Source organism: Cellulomonas humilata (assembly GCF_013359775.1).
Classification (GTDB): domain Bacteria; phylum Actinomycetota; class Actinomycetes; order Actinomycetales; family Cellulomonadaceae; genus Cellulomonas; species Cellulomonas humilata.
The window spans coordinates 60,567-82,427 of record NZ_JABMCI010000048.1 but is presented as its reverse complement, the minus strand read 5'-3'; the positions used below and the strand labels follow the sequence as shown (position 1 = coordinate 82,427).

The following is a 21,861-nucleotide window of genomic DNA, read 5'->3' as shown; positions in this document are numbered from 1 at the left end:
TGCCGGCCGCGGCGGTGGCGGGCGTCGGCGGGCTCGTCGGGCACGCGGCCCCTGCGCCCGGTGCGGTCGAGGCACGGCTCGGGCTCGCGCACGCCCTTCGTGCTCTGGCGCGCGATCGCGCCGTGGTCCGGATCGACGTCGGCGGGACCGACCTCGTGGGTCGGGTCGATCGCGTCGGCGCCGACCACCTGGACCTCAGCGACGTCGGCGACGCGTCCGGTCGCGTGCCGTGGACCGTGGCGTTCGCAGCGGTGCGGGTCGTGCGGTCGGGCTGAGGCTCAGTCGGACGAGGGCGCGTCGACCACGCTGCCGTCGCTGGAGATGCGGGCGCGGGTCTGCTCGTACATCCGCTGGATGTACTTCTCGAGCTCGGTGGACTCCACCCGCCACTGGAGCCGGCCACCGATCTGGATGGCGGGCAGCTCCCCGGAGCGGACGAGTGCGTAGGCCTGCGGCGCCGAGATGTTCAGCACCTCGGTGACGTCCGCGAGGGTCAGGAACCGCGAAGGCATGACCGCAGTGTGGCACGCGCTGGCGCTCGGACCGGTTTGTCCACAATGCTCCGTTCGCGACGTCCTGGACGCGGGCAGGATGACCGTCCAGCCAGGCGCGACGAACCAGGAGATCCGATGGACACGAGCGTGCTCGACCTGCCCGCACCGGTGGCGGCCCGGCTGCGGCGGCCCGGCTGGCGCGACCCCCGGCTGCTGGCCGGCATCGCGATGGTGGCGGCGTCGGTGCTGCTGGGCTCCTGGGCGGTGCGCACGGCGCAGGCCACGGTGCCCGTGTACGTGACGCGGTCCGCCCTGGTGCCGGGGGACCGGGTGGCCGCGCAGGACCTCGCCGTCGTCGACGTGCGGCTGGGCACGGTCAATCTCGATCACTACCTGCGGGCGGACGAGGCGATCGCGCGCGACGTCGTGGCGGTCCGGGCGGTCGGCCGCGGCGAGCTCGTGCCCGCGTCGGCCGTCGGGTCGGCCGCGGACCTCGACCTGCGGCCGGTGTCGGTGACCCTCGAGCGTGCCCCGTCGCAGGACGTGGTCCCCGGTGCTCTCGTGGACCTGTGGTTCACCCCGCCGGCGCCGGACGACGACGCCGCGCCGGACGACCCGTGGGAGCTGGCCGGAGGGCTCACGGTCGCCGAGGTCACGACGCCGACGGGGGCGTTCCGCGCCTCCGGGGGCAGCGCCGTCCAGGTGCTGGTGCCCAGCGCGCTGCTGCCGGAGGTCCTCACGGCGCTCGCCGCCGAGGGCACGGTCGACGTGGTGCCGGTCCTGGGCTCGGGGGGCTGACGTGGCCGTCGGGGTGCTGTGCGCCGTGCAGGGCGCGGCGGAGGCGATCATCGTCCAGGCGGTCGAGCAGACCGGCGGGCGCCTGAGCGTGACCCGGCGGTGCGCCGACCTCACCGAGCTGCTCGCGGCCGCGGAGGCGGGTCTCGGTCGACTGGCCGTCGTGTCGGGCGACCTCGACCTGCTCGACCGGGAGGCGATCGAGCTGCTGCACCGGGCGGGCGTGCGCGTCATCGGCATCGGCGACGCCGCCCGTCCGTGGCTCGGCGAGCGTCTCGTGGCGCTCGGTGCGGACCTGGTGGCGGCCGCACCGCACGACGAGGCGTCGGCCAACGAGGTGGTCCGGGACGCCTTGGTGGTCCTCGGCACGGCGCCCGACGGCGACAGCCGCGACTCCTCGTGGCCCGACGAGCAGACCGTCCGCCGCCCGGCGCGCGGTCTCGTCGTCGCAGTCTGGGGCCCGACCGGGGCGCCGGGCCGGACGACCGTCGCGGTGAACGTCGCCGCGGAGCTGGCCGCGGCCGGCCGTCGGACGCTGCTCGTGGACGCCGACACGTACGGCGGCTGCGTGGCGCAGGTGGTGGGCATGCTCGACGAGGCGCCGGGCCTCGCGGCGGCGGCGCGTGCCGCAGGGCAGGGGACCCTCGACCTGACGACCCTGGCCAGGATCACCCCGACCATCGCCCCGGACCTGCGCGTGCTGTCGGGGATCTCCCGGGCGGACCGCTGGCCGGAGCTTCCCTCGTCGTCGCTTGACGCCGTCTGGACGGTCGCCCGCGGGCTCGCGGAGTGGACGGTGATCGACTGCGGCTTCTGCCTGGAGCAGGACGAGGTGCTCAGCTACGACACGCGTGCCCCGCGCCGCAACGCCGCCACGCTCAGCGCGCTCGAGGCGGCGGACGTGGTGCTGGCGGTCGGCGCGGGGGACCCCGTCGGCATCCAGCGCCTGGTCCGGGGCCTGGGCGAGCTGACGGACCTGGGTCTGGGCGGCACGCGGATGGTGCTGGTCAACCGCGTGCGGGCGTCGGTGGCCGGGCCGCAGCCGGGGGAGGCCGTGGGGCAGGCGCTCGCACGGTACGCGGGAGTCCCGGACGCGCACCTCGTGCCCGACGACGGCCCGGCGCTCGACACCGCTCTGCTCGAGGCGCGCACCCTGCGCGAGGCGGCACCGGGGTCCCCGGTCAGGCGCGCGATCGCCGGGGTCGCGGCGCGGCTGGACGCCCTGCTCGTCGTGGCGTCGGCGGTGGAGCCTGCGGTCGCCGTGCGCGCCTGATCGTCGCGCCGGGCGTCGGCGCGGCACACTGGCCGGGTGCGCATCTACCTCCCCGCCTCGCTCGACCAGCTCGATCCCGCGGCCGGCCCGCTCGCGGCCCGGCGCGCCCACGCGGTGACGCCGGCGCTGCGGGCGATGTTCCCGGACGAGGACGACGAGGGGCTCGAGTTCGCGGCGCAGCTGGCGGCCGCGGACGACTCGCTCGAGCTCCTGGGCGGGCAGCCGGACGCCCCGCAGCTGCGGCTCGTCGTCTCGGTGGACGTCCCCGACAGCGCCGTCCTGGCGGTGGCCGACGGCGACGACGTGCCCAGTGCCGTCGACCTCACCAGCGCGGTGCCGCAGGACGACGTGATCTGCGTGCACGTCGACGAGCCGGGCGCCGCGCCCGACGTGGTGCTGGCCGCGGCCGGCGACGAGTCTGCCGTCGACCGCCTCGACGAGCGCGACCTGCTCTGGTACGACGCGTCGGAGCTGGCGTCGATCCCGCGCTGAGGCCGGTGTCGGTGGGCTTCGTCACGTCGGGGTGCGCCAGTTGGACCCGGCCCCGGCGCTCGGGTAGTGTTCACCGCCGGTACGACGTCCGGATGCGCGTCGGTCTGCCCCGCCAGGCAACCGATGAGCTCCGGGCGTTTTACCCCCATGGGGTATGGTGTAATTGGCAGCACGACTGATTCTGGTTCAGTTAGTCTAGGTTCGAGTCCTGGTACCCCAGCGGTATGAACTCAGCGCGAGCACCGCTGGTCCGTCCTCCTCGGAGGATCGGGTAGAGTGTTCACTCGCAAGCGAGGCCCTCGGGTCGCGCAGCGTACAGGCCCCCGTTGTGTAGCGGCCTAGCACGCCGCCCTCTCACGGCGGTAGCGCCGGTTCGAATCCGGTCGGGGGTACAGAGGCGACGAGCCCTGATCAGCGCAGGCTGATCGGGGCTCGTGCCATGTCCGGCCCGTCGCCTCGCGCGCGTGCAGCGGCCCGTTCGCGTCAGGCGGAGGAGTCGGCGGCCCGCAGGATGGTGCCGAGGTCCTCCCGCAGCGCGGCGAACCGGTCGGCGCCGAGCAGCTGCTCGACGCGGTGCTCGATCGCCGGAGCCACTTCCTGGGCCACTGCGACGACGTCGGCCCCCTGCTCGGTGGCGAGCACCAGCTTGGCCCGCCGGTCGGCGGGGTCGGGCACGCGGACGACGTACCCGTGCCGCTCGAGGTGCACGACCAGCTCCGCCATCGCCTGCTTGGTCATCTGGGCGCGCTCCGCCAGGACGCTGACGGTCGTGCCGGTGTCGTCGAGGTACTGGAAGACCGCGCTGTGCGCCGGCCGCACGACCGCGTGTCCGCGCTCGGCCAGCGCGACGACGACGACGTCGTTGAGCGCGACGAACGCCTCCCGCAGCAGGACGGCGATGTTGGTCGGTCGCTCGCGGCCGGACGACAGGGGAATACGGCTTGACTTCGACATGTCACCTGTCTAACGTCGCGATATGGACATAGGCATGCTACCTGTCGATCGCGAGGTCTTCAGGATGGGGACCGACGAGATCACGGTCCTGGCCACGAGCGCCCAGAGCGGCGACGCGCTGTTCGCGGTCCAGGTGCGGATGCAGCCGGGAGGCGGACCGCCGGTGATGCACCGGCACGCGCCGGGCGAGGTCTACCACGTGCTGGAGGGCGAGTTCACGATCTACGAGGCCGAGGCCCAGGCCGGCGTCGTCCGGCGGACGACGGCCACCGCGGGCGACGTCGTCGCGCTGGCCGGAGGGACCGCGCACTCGGTGCGCAACGAGTCCGGCGCGGACGCCGTCGCTTTCGTCGTGCACGCGCCGGGGCCGCCGATGGAGGGGTTCTCCCGGGCGGCCGCGGCCCTTGCGGCGCAGGGGAGCCCGAGCATGGAGGACGTCCTGGCGATCGCCGCCGAGCACGGCATCGAGCTGCTGGGTCCCGTTCCCGGGCCTGGCTAGAAGTCCCGCGAGCTCAGTGCTGGCCGGGCGGGCCGTGCGACGACGTGGGCAGGAGCGCGACGACGCCGTAGCCGACGACCGCGACGATCGCGCCGACCAGGATCCCGGTCACCACGGCGTCGCCGGCCCCGCCGCCGCCCAGGAGCGCGAGAACCGCACCGAGGACCAGCCCGACGACGAACCCGACGAGCGCGACCTTGCGGCGCAGCCGGCGACGAGACGCCGCAGCGCCGCGGACGGCCATCAGTCCGCCGTTCGGCGCAGCACCTCGGTCAGCCGGTTGGCCGCCGAGACGACGGCGGCGGCGTGCAGCCGCCCCGGCTGCCGGGACAGGCGCTCGAGTGGTCCGGAGACCGACACGGCGGCGACGATCCGGCCCGACGGCCCGCGCACGGGGGCGGACACCGACGCGACGCCGACCTCGCGCTCGGACACCGACTGGGCCCAGCCGCGTCGGCGCACCCCGGACAGGATCGTCGCGGTGAACTTGGCACCCTGGAGCCCACGGTGCAGGCGGTCGGGCTCCTCCCAGGCGAGCAGGATCTGCGCCGCGGAGCCCGCGTGCATCGTCAGCGTCGCGCCCACCGGGATCGAGTCGCGCAGGCCGATCGGCCGCTCGGCCGCGGCGACGCAGATCCGCTGGTCGCCCTGGCGGCGGTACAGCTGCGCGCTCTCGCCGGTGTGGTCGCGCAGCGCGGCCAGCACGGGGCCGGCCGCGGCGAGCAGGCGGTCCTCGCCGGCCGCCGTCGCCAGCTCCGAGAGGCGGGGTCCGAGCACGAACCGACCCTGCATGTCGCGGGCCACGAGGCGGTGGTGCTCGAGCGCCACGGCCAGTCGGTGAGCCGTCGGGCGCGCAAGATGGGTGGCGGTCACCAGCTGTGCAAGGGTGGCCGGGCCTGCCTCGAGGGCGCTGAGAACGGACGCGGCCTTGTCCAGCACGCCGACTCCGCTAGAGTTGTCCATAGGTCGATATTGGCGTCTCGCAGGCTGAGATGCAAGTACGACAGCAGGTGAGCCGGGAAAACCACACTCCCGGCCGACAGGACGAACGAGAGAACGGACCGAGAAGATGGCCGGCACGTTGGCGGAGAAGGTCTGGGACGCACACGTCGTGCGACGAGGCACCGACGGGGCGCCCGACCTCCTCTACATCGACCTCCACCTCGTGCACGAGGTGACGAGCCCGCAGGCGTTCGAGGGCCTGCGTCTCGCGGGTCGCCCGGTCCGCCGCCCGGACCTCACGCTCGCGACCGAGGACCACAACACCCCGACGCTGGACATCGACCGGCCCATCGCCGACGAGACCAGCCGCACGCAGATCCAGACGCTGCGCAACAACGCCGCGGAGTTCGGCGTGCGGATCCACTCGCTCGGTGACGCCGACCAGGGCATCGTCCACCAGGTCGGGCCGCAGCTGGGCCTGACGCAGCCGGGCCTGACGGTGGTGTGCGGCGACTCGCACACGTCCACGCACGGCGCGTTCGGCGCCCTGGCGTTCGGCATCGGCACCAGCGAGGTCGAGCACGTGCTGGCCACGCAGACGCTGCCGCTGGCGCCGTTCAAGACCATGGCGATCACGGTCGACGGCGAGCTCCCCGTGGGCGCGACGAGCAAGGACATCATCCTGGCGATCATCGCCAAGATCGGCACCGGCGGTGGTCAGGGCTACGTGCTCGAGTACCGCGGCGAGGCCATCCGGGCGCTGTCGATGGAAGCCCGCATGACGGTCTGCAACATGTCGATCGAGGCCGGCGCGCGCGCGGGCATGATCGCGCCCGACCAGACCACGTTCGACTACCTCCAGGGTCGCCCGCACGCGCCCGAGGGTGCCGACTGGGACGCCGCCGTGGCGTACTGGAGCACCCTGAGGACCGACGAGGACGCCGAGTTCGACGTCGAGGTGGTCCTCAAGGCGGAGGACCTCGAACCCTTCGTCACGTGGGGCACCAACCCCGGCCAGGGCCTGCCGCTGTCGGGTTCCGTGCCGGTACCGGAGGAGATCGCCGACGCCGACGAGCGCGGCGCCGCCGAGCGCGCCATCGAGTACATGGGCCTGACGCCGGGGCAGCCGCTGCGCGAGATCAAGGTCGACACGGTCTTCATCGGCTCGTGCACCAACGGGCGCATCGAGGACCTGCGCTCGGTGGCCAAGGTGGTCCGCGGCAAGCACAAGGCCGACGACGTCCGCGTCCTGGTCGTGCCGGCATCGGCCCGCGTGCGCCTGCAGGCGGAGGCCGAGGGGCTCGACAAGATCTTCCTCGACTTCGGTGCCGAGTGGCGCAACGCCGGCTGCTCGATGTGTCTGGGCATGAACCCGGACCAGCTGGCGCCGGGGGAGCGTTCGGCCTCGACGTCGAACCGCAACTTCGAGGGCCGCCAGGGCAAGGGCGGGCGCACGCACCTGGTGTCGCCGCTCGTGGCCGCCGCGACCGCGATCCGCGGCACCCTCTCGTCCTTCGCCGACCTCGACGCCGGAGTACCCGCGCCCGACGGTAGCCCCCTCACCGACCTCCAGACGGTCTGACCCGGAAAGCGAGAGACAGTCATGGAGAAGTTCAACCAGCACACCGGCGTCGGCGTCCCGCTGCGGCGCAGCAACGTGGACACCGACCAGATCATCCCGGCCGTCTACCTCAAGCGCGTGACGCGCACCGGGTTCGAGGACGCGCTGTTCGCCGCCTGGCGCGGCGACCCCGCGTTCATCCTCAACCAGGCGGCCTACTCCTCGGGCTCCGTGCTGGTCGCCGGGCCGGACTTCGGCACCGGGTCGTCGCGCGAGCACGCCGTCTGGGCGCTCAAGGACTACGGGTTCAAGGTGGTCATCTCGAACCGGTTCGCGGACATCTTCCGCGGCAACTCCGGCAAGCAGGGGCTGCTCGCGGCACAGGCGTCGCAGGAGGACATCGAGCTCATCTGGAAGATCCTGGAGACCCGTCCCGGCACCGAGATCACCGTCGACCTCGAGTCGAAGACGATCACGTGCGACGACGTCGTCGTCCCGTTCCACGTCGACGACTACACGCGTTGGCGCCTGCTGGAGGGCCTCGACGACATCGGGCTCACGCTCGAGCACGCCGACGAGATCTCCGCCTTCGAGGCTCGTCGTGAGGCATGGCGGCCGGCCACCCTGCCTGCCAAGCACCTGCCGCCCGTCGAGATCGTCGCGGCCCGGCCGGCGGGCGTGCCCGTCGAGATCGGTCGCGGTCCGCGCTAGGCGCTGACGCCGGCACCGGCGGGTCGCCCCCTCAGGCGACCCGCCGGTCCGCCGCAGTGGCTACCGTGGGGCCGGTGCACGGCGCGGTGCGCGCCGGCCGAGAGGGGACGACCATGACAGGGAAGTCGCAGATCGCCGACCGGATCGCCGCACGCGGTGCCTCCAGGCCCGCCGCCGCAGCCGCCGTCGATGCGGTGCTGGGCGAGATCACCTCCGCGCTCGCCGCGGGGGAGCGCGTGACGCTCACCGGGTTCGGCACGTTCGAGGCGGCCGGCCGCGCTGCTCGCACGGCCCGCAACCCCCGCACGGGAGAGGCGCTCGAGGTCGCGGCGACCACCGTCGCCCGGTTCCATCCCGGCGCCACGCTGCGTGCACGCGTGGCCGGCGAGCCGGGTGCGCCGCTGGAGGCCGTCGTCGACCTCGACTCGCTCCGGGGTCTGGCCGCGCCGGAGCCGACCCACGTCGACGCGCCCACGCCCGCGAAGTCGGCCGGCGTGCCGTCGGTCAAGGCCGCCGCGACCGAGAAGGCCAAGGCGAAGGCGAAGGCGAAGAAGGCCGACGTCAAGAAGCGCGCAGACGCGGCGAAGAAGGCCGACGCCAAGAAGCGGGCGGACGCCAAGAAGGCCGAGGCGAAGAAGGCGCAAGCCAAGAAGAAGACGTCCTCCGGCAAGGGCAAGGGCAAGAAGAAGTGAGCCCCTGCTCCGCCATGTGAAGGTTCCGCACCCGCCCGGCGCGCCGGTGCGGGTGCGGTCGGGAGCACCCCTGCACCTGGGAGACGATGGTTCGATGACCGATCTGCTGTACGTCAACGGTGGTACCCCGCTCTCGGGGGAGATCACCGTCCGCGGGGCCAAGAACTTCGTCTCGAAGGCGATGGTCGCCGCCCTGCTGGGCGAGACCCCGAGCGTCCTGCGCAACGTCCCCCAGATCCGCGACGTGGCCGTGGTCACCGGCCTGCTCGAGCTGCACGGCGTCAAGGTCGACGCCGACGCCGAGGCAGGCGTCCTGCACCTCGACCCCACCGACGTCGAGTCGGCGCACGTGGCGGACATCGACACCCATGCGGGGTCGAGCCGGATCCCGATCCTGTTCTGCGGGCCGCTGCTGCACCGGCTGGGCGAGGCGTTCATCCCGGACCTGGGCGGCTGCCGGATCGGCGACCGCCCGATCAACTACCACCTCGACATCCTGCGGCAGTTCGGCGCGGTCGTGGACAAGACCGACAACGGCATCCACATCCGCGCGCCACGCCGCCTCCAGGGCACCAAGATCGCGCTGCCCTACCCGAGCGTGGGCGCCACCGAGCAGCTGCTGCTCACCGCCGTGCGCGCCGAGGGCATCACCGAGCTGTCGAACGCCGCGATCGAGCCCGAGATCATGGACCTGATCAACGTGCTCCAGAAGATGGGCGCGATCATCTCCGTCGACACGGACCGCGTCATCCGGATCGAGGGGGTCGACCGCCTGATCGGCTTCCGGCACACGGCGCTGTCGGACCGCATCGAGGCCGCGTCCTGGGCGTCGGCCGCCCTGGCCACCGGCGGTGACATCACCGTCCGCGGCGCCACGCAGCCCGAGATGACCACGTTCCTCAACACGTTCCGCAAGGTGGGCGGCGAGTTCGCCATCGACGACGACGGCATCCGGTTCTTCCACCCCGGCGGCGACCTGCGGTCGATCACGCTCGAGACCGACGTGCACCCCGGGTTCATGACGGACTGGCAGCAGCCGCTCGTCGTGGCGCTCACGCAGGCCAAGGGCCTGTCGATCGTGCACGAGACCGTCTACGAGAACCGCTTCGGGTTCACCGACGCCCTCGTCGGCATGGGCGCGACGATCCAGGTCTACAAGGAGTGCCTGGGCGGACGGCCGTGCCGGTTCGGCCAGCGCAACTTCTTCCACTCCGCGGTGATCTCCGGGCCCACGCCGCTGTCCGCCGCCGACATCGAGGTCCCGGACCTGCGTGGCGGCTTCAGCCACCTGATCGCGGCACTGGCCGCGAAGGGCACGTCGTCGGTGCGCGGGATCAGCCTGATCGACCGCGGGTACGAGCGGTTCACCGAGAAGCTCGAGGCGCTCGGCGCCGAGTTCAGCCGCGACTGACAGATAGCATCTGCTCCCGTGCAACCACCGGCCAGATCCAACCGTGCCTACCGCTACGTCGCCCATGTGGTGCGTCCCCTGCTGCGCGCGATGACCCGCCGCGACTGGCGCGGGACCGAGAACTTCCCGCGTGAGCGTGGGTTCATCGTCGCCTCGAACCACATGACGAACATCGACCCGCTGACGTTCGCCCACTTCCTGTGGGACAACGGCGTCGCGCCCAAGATCCTGGCCAAGGCGCCGCTGTTCAAGATCCCGGTGCTGGCGGGCATCCTGCGCGCGACGGGGCAGATCCCCGTCTACCGCAACTCCTCGTCGGCGGGGGAGTCGCTCACCGCGGCCATCACCGCGATCAGCGACGGCGACGTGGTCGCGGTGTTCCCCGAGGGGACCCTGACACGCGATCCCGACCTGTGGCCGATGGTCGGCAAGACGGGCATCGCGCGACTGGCCCTGAGCACCGAGGCGCCGGTCATCCCCGTCGCGCAGTGGGGGCCGCAGCTGCTGCTCGGCCGCTACAAGAAGCTGCTCAAGCCGTTCCCGCGCAAGCTGGTCACCGTAGTCGCCGGCCCCCCGGTCGACCTCAGCGACCTGTACGGCAAGCCGCACGACACCGCGACGCTGCGCGAGGCGACCGAGCGCGTCATGACCGCGATCACCGCGCTGCTCGCCGACATCCGCGGCGAGCAGCCCCCGGCCGTCCGCTACGACATGCGCAGGCCGCAGGCGCAGGGCGAGAAGAGGGTCGGCGGCGACCACGCGACCCACCCCGAGCTGCCGTGACGGCGGACCAGGTCGCGCAGGACCGTCCCGACGTGCCCGGTTCCCCGCGCCTGCGTGCCGCGGTGCTGGGCGCCGGGGCCTGGGGCACCACGTTCGCGGCCGTGATGGCCGACGCAGGCTGCGACGTGACCGTCTGGGGCCGGGACGAGAAGGTGTGCCGACAGATCGCCGACGAGCACCGCAACGAGGCGTACCTGCCCGGTGTCGAGCTCCCCGCGCGCGTCACGGCCTCACCCGACGCGCGTGCTGTGCTCGCCGGCGCCGACGTCGTCGCGGTGGCCATCCCGTCGCAGAGCGCGCGCGCCACGCTCGCCCCGCTGGCCGACGCCGTCGCCGGGCACGCCGTGGCGGTCTCGCTGATGAAGGGCGTCGAGCTGTCGACGGACCGCCGCATGAGCGAGGTCGTCGCCGAGGCGCTGGGGATCCCGGCGGACCGCATCGCGGTGGTCTCCGGGCCGAACCTCGCACTCGAGATCGCCCACCGCCAGCCCACCGCGACGGTCGTCGCGTCCACCAGCGAGGCGACCGCGCAGCTGGTCGCCCGGGCGTGCGCCTCGGCCTACTTCCGCCCGTACACCAACGACGACGTCGTCGGTGTGGAGCTGTGCGGGGCCGTCAAGAACGTCATCGCGCTCGCGGTCGGAATCTCGCAGGGACGTGGCCTCGGGTACAACACCATGGCCACCGTCATCACGCGGGGGCTCGTCGAGATCACCCGGCTCGGGCTGGCCCTCGGCGCGGACGCCGACACGTTCCCGGGCCTGGCCGGCCTCGGGGACCTCATGGCCACCTGCGCCTCGCCCGACTCGCGCAACCACACCCTCGGCGGCCACATCGGGCGCGGCATGACCCTCGACGAGGCGATCTCCGCCACGGGCGGCACCGCGGAGGGCGTCAAGTCGTGCCGGTCGGTGCTGGAGCTCGCCACGACCCTGGGCGTCGAGATGCCGATCACGTCCGCCGTCGTGCGCGTGCTGCACGAGGGGCTGCCGGTGGACCAGCTGGCTCCGCTGCTCCTGGCGCGGCCGCACAAGGCCGAAGGGGCCTAGAGCGAGTCCAGCGCCTGCGCCAGGTCCCGCCAGAGGTCCTCGACGTCCTCGATGCCGACCGACATGCGCAGCAGGTCCTCCGGCACGGTGAGCGACTCGGTGGCGAACCGGCGACGGCGCTCGAGCGTCGACTCCACCCCGCCCAGGCTCGTGGCAGGCACCCAGAGCCGCAACGCGGCGACGAGCGCGTCCGCCGCGTCCGGTCCGCCGTGCGGACGCAGCCCGAGGATCGCCCCGAAGCCGTCCATCAGCCGCGCAGCCCGCTCGTGGCCGGGATCGGCCGGCAGGCTCGGGTGCCGGACCTCCGCGACCGCCGGGTGCTCGGCCAGGCGCCGGGCCAGCTCCGCGGCGTTCGCCTGGGCGCGCTCGACCCGCAGCGCCAGGGTGCGCAGACCGCGCAGCGCGAGCCAGACCTCGAACGGGCCGGCGATCGAGCCGTGCAGCGTCCGGTAGGCGTGCAGGCGGGCGTGCAGGTCGTCGTCGTCCGCCAGGGCTGCCCCGAGCACGACGTCGGTGTGCCCGGCGAGGTACTTGGTGACCGAGTGCACCACCACGTCCGCGCCGTGCTCGAACGGCCGCTGGACCAGGGGGGTGGCGAACGTGTTGTCGACGCCGACGAGGGCTCCGGCGGCGTGCGCGGCCTCGACCAGCACCGGCAGGTCGGCGACCTCGAGCATGGGGTTGGTCGGCGTCTCAATCCAGAGCATCGAGGCGGCCCGCGGCTCGCGCACGGCGGTGACCACGGCGTCCGTGTCGGCGATGTCGACCAGCGTCACGTCGATGCCCAGGCGGTCGCGCAGGTCCTGGGCGTAGCCGAGCGTCACCTGGTAGGCGTGCCGCGGCAGGACGAGCCGACCGCCGGGGGGCACGAGGGACAGCGCGGCGGCGATGGCTGCCATGCCTGACGCGTAGACGAGCGCCGGGTGGACCGAGCCCTCCAGGGTGCCGAGCGTCTCCTCGAACGGGTGCCACGTCGCCGCGTCCATCCGGCCGTAGAGCGGCTCGCCCGCTCCCGGGACGCCCTGCGAGACGAAGGTGGACGAGAGGATCACGGGAGGGTTCACGGGGGCGCCCTGCGTGCGCTCCGGGCGGCCGGCCGCGACCACGAGCGTCGCGGGGGACAGGGCGTCGGCAGCGTGCGGGTGGCTCTGCGAGGTCACCGCCGCAGGGTACCCGCCGCCCGCCTGCGTGGGTCGGCCCACGGATCCTCGGCAGGACGCGGAACGAGCCCGGACCCGGCCTCGTCGCCAGGTAGGGTCGGGCGCGATGGACGCCACCTCCCAGCCCTCGGGCCACGACGACACCTCTGCGCCGACGCCCTCGACGGGCCGCCGCCCGCGCGTGATGGTCCTGTTCGGCGGGCGCTCCGGCGAGCACGCGATCAGCTGCGCGACCGCAGGCGGGGTGCTCCGCGCCATCGACCGGGACCGCTACGACGTGCTCGCCGTCGGGATCACCCCGGCGGGTCGCTGGGTGCTCGCGGACGACGACCCCGACCGCTGGGCGATCGTCGACGGCCACCTGCCGCAGGTGGAGGACACCGCCGCGCACGTGCTGCTCCCGCAGGCCGTCGACGACCGCGACGTGCAGGTGCTCGAGGCCGGCCGCCTGCCCCGGGTGCTCGGCGAGGTCGACGTGGTCTTCCCGCTGCTGCACGGCCCGTTCGGCGAGGACGGCACGCTCCAGGGCCTGCTCGAGCTGGCCGACGTGCGCTACGTGGGAGCGGGCGTGCTCGCCTCCGCGGTCGGCATGGACAAGCACATGATGAAGCTGGTGCTGGCGGGCCACGACCTGCCGGTCGGACCGTTCCGCGTGGTGCTCCCCGGTGAGCTGGACCGCAACCCGGAAGGGGTGACCGCGCGGATCGCGGAGCTCGGGCTCCCGCTGTTCGTCAAGCCCGCGCGCGCCGGGTCCAGCCTCGGCATCTCCCGGGTCACGGACCTGGCGGACCTGCCGGCGGCGATCGCGGCGGCCCAGGTGCACGATCCCAAGGTCATCGTCGAGGCGGCGATCCTCGGCCGCGAGATCGAGTGCGGGGTCCTGGGTGGTCACGACGGCGAGCGGGCCCGAGCCTCCCTGCCGGGCGAGATCGTCGTGACGGACCCGCGGCACGACTTCTACGACTTCGAGGCCAAGTACCTGGACGAGGCCGGCGTCACGCTCGCCTGCCCTGCGGACCTGCCCGTCGGGATCGTCGAGGCGGTCCGGGACGTCGCGGTGCGCACGTTCGAGGCCGTGGGGTGCGAGGGGCTCGCGCGCGTCGACGTGTTCGTCACGCCCGACGGCGGTGTCGTGGTCAACGAGATCAACACGATGCCCGGGTTCACGCCCTACTCGATGTACCCCCGCATGTGGCAGGCGTCCGGGGTGAGCTACGCCGAGCTCGTCGACGAGCTCCTGCGCCTCGCGCTCGCCCGACCCACCGGGCTGCGCTGAGCTGTGAGGCCGACGACAGCCGCGCGGGTTACGCTTCGCCCCATCGTGATGGATCGGTCGGCGACGCCGAGGTCGTGGCCGCCAGTCGTCCCCATCACCGTCGGGACGCCGTGCCGGCGCCCCACCGCACTCCAGACCGCGGGTGCGACGCCAGGCCGACACGCAGTGACGGCTCTCCGCAGATCGGTAGTGACCGTCATGGGTGCCCTCCACGCCGCCACGTCCTCCGTTCCCGGCAGCCCCGCATGAGCGCCGCCGTGTCCCCGCTGCCCGTCGCCCCGGCGCGCGCGGCAGGGAACGCCCAGGACTACACGGCCCTCGCCACCTACGTGCGCGACTCCGGCCTGATGAAGCGCCGCTACGGCTACTACTGGACGCGCCTCGTCGCCGTCGTCCTGGCGTTCGCGGGCATCTGGGTGGCCGTCGTGCTCGTGGGCAACTCCTGGTGGCAGCTGGCCGTCGCCGCCGCCCTCGCCGTCGTCCTCACGCAGGTCGCGTTCCTCGGGCACGACAGCGCGCACCGGCAGATCTTCGAGTCCACCGCCTGGAACGACTGGACCTCGCGCATCCTTGCCGGCGGCTTCGCCGGCCTGAGCCACACCTGGTGGCGCAACAAGCACAACCGGCACCACGCCTCGCCCAACCAGCAGGGCACCGACCCGGACATCGCGCCGGGCGTGGTCGTCTGGACCGCGGACGCGCTGGCCGAGCACTCCGGGTTCCGCGCGTGGTTCGGCCGCAACCAGGGCTGGTTCTTCTTCCCCCTGCTCATGCTCGAGGGCCTGAGCCTGCACGTGTCGAGCGTCCGTCTGCTGCTGGCCAAGGGGACGGTGCCGCACCGCTGGGTCGAGGCCCCGATCGTGATCACCCGGCTGGTCGTGTACGTGGGTGTCCTGTTCTGGCTGCTCCCGCCCGGCAAGGCCGCCGCGTTCATCGGTGTCCAGATGGCCCTCTTCGGCGTCATGCTCGGCGGCTCCTTCGCGCCCAACCACAAGGGCATGCCGATCATCCCCGCCGGCATGAAGGTCGACTTCCTGCGCCGGCAGGTGATCACCTCCCGCAACATCAAGGGCGGCGTCGCAGTCGACTTCGTGATGGGCGGCCTGAACTACCAGGTCGAGCACCACCTGTTCCCGAGCATGCCGCGCCCCAACCTCAAGCGCGTGCAGCCGGTGGTGCGCGACTACTGCGAGCAGCTCGGCGTGAAGTACACCGAGGTCGGCTTCTTCCGGTCCTACCGGATCATCGTCGAGTACCTCAACCGGGTCGGGCTCGCGGACCGTGCGGCGTTCGACTGCCCGGTGGCCGCGCAGTACGGGCGCTGACCGCCTACACGCAGGAGCGGGTCGGCTCCGTCAGGGCGACTGCCGGGCCCAGCTGGTCGACGAACGCGGTCGAGCGCTCGTCGGCGACCTCGGCCGGCACGTGCAGCTCGACAGCGGGCTCGCGGCCGTAGGTGGTGAACGTCCAGCCGCCGTCCTCGCCCTCGACGACGACCCAGTCGACGCGGGGACCGCCGGGCGTCTCGACGCTCTGGCAGTGCTCGGTCGTCGGGCCCAGCGGCTCGACCCCGCACCGCAGGACCACGGGCGCGCTCGCGTCGCCCCAGGCGGTGGTCGCCTGCGCGTTGGTGTCGCGCTGAGGCAGACCGTCGCCGAGCGAGTCGGGCATCGCGAGCACGACGCTCGCGCACTGCGGGTCGGTCGCGTACGGCGCCACGTCCACGGGGACCACGCTCGCGCAGCCCGCCAGAGCGGCGATGCCGGCCACCGAGGCGATCAGGAGCAGTCGTCGGCGGATCCGGGGCACCGGCCCACCGTAGCCCGTGCGACCTGCCGACCCTCTACCGTGTCCGGGTGACCGGCGACATCCCCGCACCCTCCGACGGCCCCCTCGTGTCGGACCTGTCCGAGGACGGGCTCCTGGCCCGCATCTTCCCCCTGCTGCCCCTCGGCGACGACACCGAGCTGGCACCCGGCGACGACGCCGCGGTCGTGTCCGCGCGCGACGGCCGGTTCGTGGTCACCACCGACGTGCTGGTCGAGGACCGGCACTTCCGGCGGGCGTGGTCCTCGGGGGAGGACGTGGGCCGGCGCGCGGCGGTGCAGAACCTGGCGGACGTGGCCGCGATGGGCGCGCGACCCACCAGCCTGGTGGTCGCCCTGGTGATCCCGGGCGACCTCCCGGCGTCGTGGGTCGAGGGCCTCGCGCGCGGGCTCGCCGCCGAGTGCGAGCCGCTCGGCGTGGGCGTCGTGGGCGGTGACCTGTCCGGGGGACCGGTCGTCGTCGTCGCCGTCACCGCGCACGGAGACCTCGGCGGCCGGGCACCGGTGCTGCGCTCGGGTGCGCGTCCGGGCGACGTGGTGGCCCACGCCGGGGTGGCCGGCTGGTCGGCGGCCGGCCTCGCCCTCCTGCATGCCGGTCGCACCGAGCTGGACCGGGAGCTCGTGGGTGCGCACCTGCGGCCCGTGGCCCCGCTGGGTGCCGGTCCTGCCGCCGCGGCCGCCGGCGCGACGGCGATGCTCGACGTGTCCGACGGGATGCTGCGGGACGCGGGCCGCCTCGCGCGGGCCAGCGGCGTCGGGGTCGAGCTGGACTCCGCGGCGTTCACGGGCGACCTGGAGCGGCTGCGGGCCGTCGCGGGTGTGCTCGGGGTCGTGGCCGAGCGCTGGGTGCTGGACGGGGGTGAGGACCACGGCCTGCTGGCCACGTTCCCGGCCGGCTCGGTGCTGCCGGAGCCGTTCCGCGCTGTCGGGCGGGTGGTCGCGGCGGGGGAGGGCACCGTCCGCGTCGACGGCGTACCGGCCCCTGCCCGGTCCGGTTGGGACCACTTCGCCGGCTGAGCCGGTCTGTCAGCCGCGGCGGTAGCGGACCTCGAGCAGGCTCTCGCCGCCGATCTCGTCGTACCGCTCCACGCCGTCGGCCTGGAAGCCGTGCCGGCGGTAGAAGTGCCGGGCGCGCTCGTTGTCCGCCAGCACCCAGAGCGTGATCGTGGTCGTACTCCCGACCTCGCCGATCACGGAGCGCATCAGGTCACGGGCGACGCCGTGGCCCCAGGTGCCCGGGTCGAGGTAGATGGAGAAGATCTCCTGGTCACCGCGCCGGGCGTCCTCGTCGCGGCTGGGCCCGACGGTGACGAACCCGATGATGTGGTCGCCCGAGAGCGCGACCCAGGTGCGGATCTCCTCGCGCGGCCCCTCCCGCAGGTACGTGCGCCACTGCGCGACGCGCGCGTCCGCGTCCAGTGAGGCCAGGTACGCGTCGGGCACGATGCCCGCGTACGCCTCCTGCCACGACCGCACGTGCACCCGAGCGATGTCTGCGGCGTCCCCCTCGGTGGCGATCCGGATCGTCACCTCGTCCAGCTGCTCGACCATGGAGGTCACCATGCCATACGTACCGGGCATGGCGAAGGCCCGTGAGGTGACAACCTCACGGGCCTTCGAGAACGTCTGGTGACGTCAGATGGCGCGCTGCACCTTGCCGGCCTTCAGGCACGACGTGCACACGTTGAGACGCTTGGGCGTCCCCGCGACGACGGCACGCACGCGCTGGATGTTCGGGTTCCAGCGCCGCTTCGTGCGCACGTGCGAGTGCGAGATGCTGTGCCCGAAGCTCGGGCCCTTGGCGCAGACGTCGCAGTTGGCAGCCACGGTCTTCTCCTGTTGCTCTTTGCGGATCATGAGCCGCGTGTGCGGCGAAGTCATGGGTCGGGGCGCACGAGCGACACCGTCTCCGTACCGTTTCCGGTCAAGGATTCGGGGGCCGCCACCGGGCACCACCAGTGCCCAGCGAGGCCGGGCAACCGGTCAAGACTAGCCCATCGGGCACGTCGGCCCAAATGTGGGTGGGATGAGGCAGGGTGGTGCCCCGTCGAGGGAGGCGGGAGCGCCTGCCGGCGTGGTGGGTGATCCGGGACGACGGAGGTGCGGTGGACCAGCTCGAGGCCGTGGCGGTGCGCGACTGGGCGCACGCGGCACGCTCCGCGCTGGACGAGGCACGGGACCGCATCGACGCCGTGAACGTGTTCCCGGTGGCGGACTCCGACACCGGCACGAACGTCCTGCTCACCGTCATCGGCGGGGTGGACGCGGTCGGGCTGGTCCCGCAGGGCGCGACGCCGGCGGAGGTGGCCCGCGCGTTCGGTCGCGGCGCGCTGCTGGCCGCGCGAGGGAACTCCGGCGTCATCGTCAGCCAGTACCTCACCGGGTTCGCGCGCTCGCTGCCCGCACAGGCGGGTGCCCGCGAGGTCGCCCACTGCCTGGCGGTGGCGGGGCGGGCTGCCCGGGAGGCGACCGTCGAGCCGCAGGAGGGCACGGTCCTGACGCTGGCCGACGTCGTGTCCAGCGCCGCAGCCACCGCCGCGGACGCGGGTGCCGACCTCCCGACGATGCTCGCGGAGGCGGTCGCGGAGGCTCTGCGCGCGCTCGGTCGGATCAGCGCCGCACACCCCGTGCTCCGCGCGGCCCACGTCCTGGACGCCGGGGCCTGCGCTCTGCTCGTCGTGCTGGACGCGCTCGCCCGTGCGGTGTCCGACGAGCGGCCGGTGCAGGTCCCGCTCGACTGGCTCCCGACACGCGGCGCGCACCACACGTCCGCGGAGCTGACCGGCGGCGCGTTCGAGGTGATGCTCCTGGTCAGCGACGAGCATCCCGTGACCGACACCGGCGCCGAGCTGCGCCGGCGGATGGGGGACGTCGGGGACTCGGTGGCCGTCGTCGGCGGGGACGGGTGGTGGCACGTCCACGTGCACACGGACGACCCCGCCGCAGCGATCGCCGGTGCCGAGCTCGGGCGTCGGGAGCAGGTCCTGGTCCGGCTCCTCGCCGGGGCGCACGCGGGCGGCTCGGCCCTGACCGGCCGCGCGGACGGGCTCGAGAGGTGGGGTGTCGTGGCGTGCACCGCCGCGCCTGACCTGGCGGCCTGGTACGCGTCGTCCGGGGCGGTCGTCCTGGTCCGGTGCCCGGAGGCGCCCGTGCGGTCGGTCCACCTGGAGCGGGCCGTCACCGACACGGGCGCGACGCACGTCGTCCTGCTGCCGGGCAGCGGGGCGACACCGGACGAGGTCGCCGCGCTGGCCGCCCCGGGTACCGTGATCGAGCGCCTCGGCGCGACCGACGAGCTGCGTGCGGTGGTCGCCTCCTTGGCGCTCGCGGGTGCGGGTCCGACCGCGCAGGGCTGCGCTGCGGCCCGCGCGGCGCTGGCCCGCCTGGACGTGCACGCGGTCGAGGTCGCCTCCACGCGCACCGTGAGCGACGCCGTCGACGCCCTCGTGGGCGCCCCACGACCGGTGCCGGCGGAGAGCCTGACCGTGCTCCTGCAGGGCGCGCCGGGCGACGGGCTCGTGGACGGCCTCGTCGACCATCTCGCCGCGCACCACCCGGGCGTCGAGGCGACGGTGGTCGGTCCGACGGGGCGCGGCCCCGCGCTCGTGCTGGGGCTGGACTGACCGTGGCCGGCCGCGACGGGCTCACGTACCCGGACAGCGTGCACACCCACGTCGACGGGCTCCACCGCCGCGTCGAGGGCAAGCCGGCGGAGCAGAAGAAGTACGCCACGCTCGGCATCGAGACGGTCGGCGACCTGCTCGCGCACTACCCGTGGCGGTACGCGGACTCGCGCGAGGTGACCGACATCGCGAGCCTGGCGGTGGGGCGCAACGTCTCGCTCGTCGCCCAGGTGCGCGGCGCGGAGATCAAGCTGGCGCAGCGGACGGGCAAGCCGCGGGTCGAGGCGAAGGTCACCGACGGCACCCGCACGCTCGACCTGGTGATCTTCATGCCCCACCGCACGATGGCGGAGTTCCACCTCAAGCGGCTGGTCCCGGGTGCGCTGGGACTCTTCTCCGGCCAGATCAACGTGTTCAACGGACGGCTCCAGCTGGCCAACCCCACGTACGCGATCTTCGGGCACGAGGTCGACGAGGCGGTCGCACTCGAGGAGGCCGAGTGGCCGATCCCGATCTACCCGGCGACCGCCGGCCTGGAGTCGGACAAGATCCGCAAGGCCGTCCGCAAGGAGCTCGACCGGCTGACGGAGTCGGACGTCCCGGACCCGGTCCCGGGCACCGTCCGCGCCGAGCGGCACCTCGCGTCGCGCTGGAGCGCTCTGCGCGGCGTCCACGTCCCGCAGACCGAGGAGGACTGGCGCAAGGGGCAGGCCCGGCTGCGCTACGAGGAGGCCTTCGTCCTCCAGGCCGAGCTGGCCCGTCGGCGCGCGCACGCCCAGCGGGAGGAGTCGACGGCCCGCCCGGCGCGGTCCGGGGGCCTCCTGGACGCGTTCGACGCTCGGCTGCCGTTCACCCTGACCGACGGCCAGGTGGTCGCGGGAGACCAGATCGCCGCGGACCTCGCGCGGCCGCACCCCATGCAGCGGCTGCTCCAGGGTGAGGTCGGTTCGGGCAAGACGGTGGTGGCGCTGCGCGCGATGCTCCAGGTGGTCGACGCGGGCGGGCAGGCGGCGATGCTCGCCCCCACGTCGGTGCTCGCGGCGCAGCACGTCCGGACGCTGCGCGCGCTGCTGGGCGACCTGGCGGAGGGCGGGCTGCTGGGCGGCTCGGAGATCGGTACGCGCGTGGCTCTGCTGACCGGCGCCCAGAACGCCGCCGAGCGGCGCAGCAACCTGCTCGAGGCGGCGAGCGGGCAGGCGGGGATCGTCGTCGGCACGCACGCCCTGCTGTCGGACCCCGTGCAGTTCGCCGACCTGGGGCTCGTGGTGATCGACGAGCAGCACAAGTTCGGGGTCGAGCAGCGCGGTCGCCTCCAGGCGAAGGCCGCGAACGCCCCGCACCTGCTGGTGACCACCGCGACCCCGATCCCGCGCACGGTGGCCATGACGGTGTTCGGCGAGCTCGAGATCTCGGAGCTGCGGCACGTGCCGGCCGGACGCAGCGGCGTGACCACGCACGTCGTCCCCGCGGACAACCGGCCGTGGATGGACCGGACGTGGGCCCGGGTGCGCGAGGAGGTGGAGCGCGGCGGGAGGGCCTTCGTGGTGTGTGCACGGATCGACAGCGACGACGACGGTGCCGACGCCGGGCCGCGGGAGACGGACGGCGCCGACCTGATCCTCGACGAGCCGACCACCGTCGGTGAGGCCCAGGCCGCGGAAGGGCGTGCGCCGAAGCGGCCGCTGCGGGCCGTGCTCGAGGTCGTCGAGACCCTGCGGCACGACGCCCGCCTGGACGGGGTGGAGGTCGGTCTCCTGCACGGCCGCATGACGAGCGAGGAGAAGGACCGGGCCATCGCCGACTTCTCGTCCGGTCGCACGCCCGTGCTGGTGTCCACGACGGTCATCGAGGTCGGAGTCGACGTGCCCGCCGCCACGGTGATGGTGATCCTCGACGCCCACGTCTTCGGGCTGTCCCAGCTGCACCAGCTGCGCGGGCGGGTGGGCCGGGGGAGCGCGCCGGGGCTCTGCCTCCTCGTCGCCGACGCGCCCGAGGGCACCGTCGCTGCCCAGCGCCTGGGCGCGCTGGCCGCGACGACCGACGGGTTCGAGCTCGCGCGCGTCGACCTCGAGCTGCGCAAGGAGGGCGACGTCCTCGGGTCGGCGCAGTCCGGCCGCCGGGGGGCCCTGCGGTTCCTGCGCATCGTCAGCGACGGCGCGGTCATCGACCGGGCCCGCGACGACGCCCGCGCGGTGGTGGACGCCGATCCGGAGCTGGCGGCGTGGCCCGCGCTCCGTGCGGCGATCGACCTCCAGCTCGCCGACGGCCGGGAGGACTTCCTCGGTCAGAGCTGAGCGTCGGGAGCCCGGGCGCCCGGCGG

General features: G+C 73.7%; 23 protein-coding genes, 2 tRNA genes and 1 pseudogene. 18 read left to right on the top strand and 8 right to left on the bottom strand.

Going from position 1 to position 21,861, the window contains the following annotated elements; translation table 11 throughout:
• A pseudogene (locus tag HP550_RS04325) lies at positions 1–275 on the top strand (hypothetical protein); the annotation flags it as partial.
• Positions 276–278: 3 nt separating this feature from the next.
• Here HP550_RS04325 and HP550_RS04320 read toward each other — a convergent pair.
• Complete coding sequence (locus HP550_RS04320) at positions 279–512, bottom strand: helix-turn-helix domain-containing protein (protein ID WP_175346358.1); 234 nt, start codon at positions 510–512, stop codon at positions 279–281.
• Between the two features lie 117 nt (positions 513–629).
• Between HP550_RS04320 and HP550_RS04315 the strand changes: the two genes are divergently transcribed.
• From HP550_RS04315 to HP550_RS04295, 5 genes are all read left to right on the top strand, one after another.
• Positions 630–1,292 (top strand): CpaB family protein, encoded by a 663-nt coding sequence (locus tag HP550_RS04315; RefSeq protein ID WP_175346357.1) that lies wholly within the window; start codon positions 630–632, stop codon positions 1,290–1,292.
• Position 1,293: 1 nt separating this feature from the next.
• On the top strand, positions 1,294–2,562 hold the full coding sequence (locus tag HP550_RS04310) for a CpaE/TadZ family protein (protein WP_175346356.1): 1,269 nt from the start codon (positions 1,294–1,296) through the stop codon (positions 2,560–2,562).
• Between the two features lie 36 nt (positions 2,563–2,598).
• A complete protein-coding gene (locus HP550_RS04305; protein WP_175346355.1) occupies positions 2,599–3,054 on the top strand; it encodes a DUF6912 family protein in 456 nt (151 codons plus the stop codon).
• Between the two features lie 148 nt (positions 3,055–3,202).
• Positions 3,203–3,274, top strand: a tRNA-Gln gene (locus HP550_RS04300).
• A gap of 99 nt (positions 3,275–3,373) precedes the next feature.
• A tRNA-Glu gene (locus HP550_RS04295) sits at positions 3,374–3,446 on the top strand.
• Positions 3,447–3,537: 91 nt separating this feature from the next.
• Here HP550_RS04295 and HP550_RS04290 read toward each other — a convergent pair.
• Positions 3,538–4,008, bottom strand: coding sequence for a MarR family winged helix-turn-helix transcriptional regulator (locus HP550_RS04290; protein WP_175346354.1), 471 nt, complete (start codon positions 4,006–4,008; stop codon positions 3,538–3,540).
• Positions 4,009–4,072: 64 nt separating this feature from the next.
• Between HP550_RS04290 and HP550_RS04285 the strand changes: the two genes are divergently transcribed.
• Positions 4,073–4,507, top strand: a complete 435-nt coding sequence (locus tag HP550_RS04285; RefSeq protein WP_210767641.1) for a cupin domain-containing protein — start codon at positions 4,073–4,075, stop codon at positions 4,505–4,507.
• 13 nt (positions 4,508–4,520) lie between these two features.
• On the opposite strand, the gene HP550_RS04280 is transcribed toward HP550_RS04285, so the two are convergent.
• Both HP550_RS04280 and HP550_RS04275 read right to left on the bottom strand, forming a co-directional pair.
• A complete protein-coding gene (locus HP550_RS04280; protein ID WP_175346352.1) occupies positions 4,521–4,751 on the bottom strand; it encodes a hypothetical protein in 231 nt (76 codons plus the stop codon).
• A complete protein-coding gene (locus tag HP550_RS04275) occupies positions 4,751–5,470 on the bottom strand; it encodes an IclR family transcriptional regulator (protein ID WP_028046824.1) in 720 nt (239 codons plus the stop codon). The genes HP550_RS04280 and HP550_RS04275 overlap by 1 nt, the downstream gene beginning before the upstream one ends.
• A 106-nt stretch (positions 5,471–5,576) precedes the next feature.
• Between HP550_RS04275 and leuC the strand changes: the two genes are divergently transcribed.
• From leuC to HP550_RS04245, 6 genes are all read left to right on the top strand, one after another.
• The gene (gene leuC, locus HP550_RS04270) at positions 5,577–7,031 is read left to right on the top strand and encodes a 3-isopropylmalate dehydratase large subunit (RefSeq protein ID WP_175346351.1); all 1,455 of its coding nucleotides are present in this window, start codon (positions 5,577–5,579) and stop codon (positions 7,029–7,031) included.
• Positions 7,032–7,052: 21 nt separating this feature from the next.
• Positions 7,053–7,721: a 3-isopropylmalate dehydratase small subunit gene (gene leuD / locus HP550_RS04265; RefSeq protein WP_175346350.1), complete on the top strand. Its 669-nt coding sequence runs from the start codon at positions 7,053–7,055 to the stop codon at positions 7,719–7,721.
• A 113-nt stretch (positions 7,722–7,834) separates the two neighbouring features.
• Positions 7,835–8,413 (top strand): HU family DNA-binding protein, encoded by a 579-nt coding sequence (locus tag HP550_RS04260; RefSeq protein ID WP_175346349.1) that lies wholly within the window; start codon positions 7,835–7,837, stop codon positions 8,411–8,413.
• Between the two features lie 94 nt (positions 8,414–8,507).
• Positions 8,508–9,824: a UDP-N-acetylglucosamine 1-carboxyvinyltransferase gene (gene murA, locus HP550_RS04255; RefSeq protein WP_175346348.1), complete on the top strand. Its 1,317-nt coding sequence runs from the start codon at positions 8,508–8,510 to the stop codon at positions 9,822–9,824.
• Positions 9,825–9,842: 18 nt separating this feature from the next.
• Positions 9,843–10,607 (top strand): 1-acyl-sn-glycerol-3-phosphate acyltransferase, encoded by a 765-nt coding sequence (locus HP550_RS04250; RefSeq protein WP_175346347.1) that lies wholly within the window; start codon positions 9,843–9,845, stop codon positions 10,605–10,607.
• A complete protein-coding gene (locus tag HP550_RS04245; protein WP_343047977.1) occupies positions 10,604–11,656 on the top strand; it encodes an NAD(P)H-dependent glycerol-3-phosphate dehydrogenase in 1,053 nt (350 codons plus the stop codon). Before HP550_RS04250 ends, HP550_RS04245 begins: the two co-directional genes overlap by 4 nt.
• Here the strand turns inward: HP550_RS04245 and HP550_RS04240 are convergent.
• On the bottom strand, positions 11,653–12,816 hold the full coding sequence (locus tag HP550_RS04240) for a trans-sulfuration enzyme family protein (protein WP_343047976.1): 1,164 nt from the start codon (positions 12,814–12,816) through the stop codon (positions 11,653–11,655). The genes HP550_RS04245 and HP550_RS04240 overlap by 4 nt on opposite strands.
• 106 nt (positions 12,817–12,922) lie before the next feature.
• Here HP550_RS04240 and HP550_RS04235 point away from each other — a divergent pair, with 106 nt between their 5' ends.
• Together HP550_RS04235 and HP550_RS04230 are read left to right on the top strand one after the other, a co-directional pair.
• Positions 12,923–14,092 (top strand): D-alanine--D-alanine ligase family protein, encoded by a 1,170-nt coding sequence (locus HP550_RS04235; RefSeq protein ID WP_175346346.1) that lies wholly within the window; start codon positions 12,923–12,925, stop codon positions 14,090–14,092.
• Positions 14,093–14,337: 245 nt separating this feature from the next.
• The gene (locus HP550_RS04230) at positions 14,338–15,417 is read left to right on the top strand and encodes a fatty acid desaturase family protein (RefSeq protein ID WP_175346345.1); all 1,080 of its coding nucleotides are present in this window, start codon (positions 14,338–14,340) and stop codon (positions 15,415–15,417) included.
• 4 nt (positions 15,418–15,421) lie between these two features.
• On the opposite strand, the gene HP550_RS04225 is transcribed toward HP550_RS04230, so the two are convergent.
• Complete coding sequence (locus tag HP550_RS04225) at positions 15,422–15,901, bottom strand: DUF3515 domain-containing protein (protein WP_343047975.1); 480 nt, start codon at positions 15,899–15,901, stop codon at positions 15,422–15,424.
• Between the two features lie 47 nt (positions 15,902–15,948).
• Here HP550_RS04225 and HP550_RS04220 point away from each other — a divergent pair, with 47 nt between their 5' ends.
• The gene (locus HP550_RS04220; protein ID WP_343047974.1) at positions 15,949–16,935 is read left to right on the top strand and encodes a thiamine-phosphate kinase; all 987 of its coding nucleotides are present in this window, start codon (positions 15,949–15,951) and stop codon (positions 16,933–16,935) included.
• Positions 16,936–16,944: 9 nt separating this feature from the next.
• Here the strand turns inward: HP550_RS04220 and HP550_RS04215 are convergent, their stop codons facing one another.
• A complete protein-coding gene (locus tag HP550_RS04215) occupies positions 16,945–17,469 on the bottom strand; it encodes a GNAT family N-acetyltransferase (protein ID WP_175346344.1) in 525 nt (174 codons plus the stop codon).
• Between the two features lie 84 nt (positions 17,470–17,553).
• A complete protein-coding gene (gene rpmB / locus HP550_RS04210) occupies positions 17,554–17,745 on the bottom strand; it encodes a 50S ribosomal protein L28 (RefSeq protein WP_028050248.1) in 192 nt (63 codons plus the stop codon).
• Between the two features lie 278 nt (positions 17,746–18,023).
• Between rpmB and HP550_RS04205 the strand changes: the two genes are divergently transcribed.
• Together HP550_RS04205 and HP550_RS04200 are read left to right on the top strand one after the other, a co-directional pair.
• A complete protein-coding gene (locus HP550_RS04205; protein WP_175346343.1) occupies positions 18,024–19,541 on the top strand; it encodes a DAK2 domain-containing protein in 1,518 nt (505 codons plus the stop codon).
• Between the two features lie 2 nt (positions 19,542–19,543).
• Positions 19,544–21,835, top strand: coding sequence for an ATP-dependent DNA helicase RecG (locus HP550_RS04200; RefSeq protein WP_343047973.1), 2,292 nt, complete (start codon positions 19,544–19,546; stop codon positions 21,833–21,835).
• The last annotated feature ends 26 nt before the right edge of the window (positions 21,836–21,861 follow it).